The following is a 478-nucleotide window of genomic DNA, read 5'->3' on the forward strand; positions in this document are numbered from 1 at the left end:
GCTGACTTGGCCCTCGGCAATGGCGCGGAGTTCCTCGTCCGGCAGCACCGACAGCAGGCTTGCGGCGCGGCGGTCGAGTTCCAGCCTGGCCATGCGTTGCCAGTCCTGGTAGTTGACGATGTGTGCCCGGTTGGCTGGGTTGTTGCGGGTGTAGCCGCCGAGGTAGTCGGCCAGGCTCTGCTCGATGGACGTCATCATGCAGCCCTCCGGTGGTGGTCAACCATTCCTGCCAGGTAGGCAGCTTCCAGGGCAGCCTGGCCCGACCAGCCCGCCAGGTCGTGGAAGTCCTGGCGGTCCGAGTTCCTCGTTTCCAGGGTTTCCAGGCCCAGCGTGGTGGCGGCGATGGCCAGGAGATGCTCCTGGGCGGCGGGTGAAAGGGTTGGCATGGCCATGTGGTTCTCCTTGCGTTGCGATGGCACCAGTACCGCTCTACCTGGCCGAACAGTCAACCGCCTGGCTTGTAATTCATCACCAACAG

The 478-nt window shown here is 64.6% G+C and carries 2 protein-coding genes; both read right to left on the reverse strand.

All coding sequences use genetic code 11. The features are described 5' to 3' along the window. Window positions 1–198: hypothetical protein (locus tag KDH83_RS31490; protein WP_212323083.1), on the reverse strand; the 198-nt coding region annotated here is incomplete at its 3' end. Next, window positions 195–386: a hypothetical protein gene (locus KDH83_RS31495; protein ID WP_212323086.1), complete on the reverse strand. Its 192-nt coding sequence runs from the start codon at window positions 384–386 to the stop codon at window positions 195–197. The genes KDH83_RS31495 and KDH83_RS31490, both read right to left, overlap by 4 nt. Window positions 387–478: the final 92 nt, after the last annotated feature.

It is taken from the genome of Achromobacter sp. Marseille-Q0513 (genome assembly GCF_018195695.1).
In the GTDB taxonomy this organism is placed as follows: domain Bacteria; phylum Pseudomonadota; class Gammaproteobacteria; order Burkholderiales; family Burkholderiaceae_B; genus Achromobacter.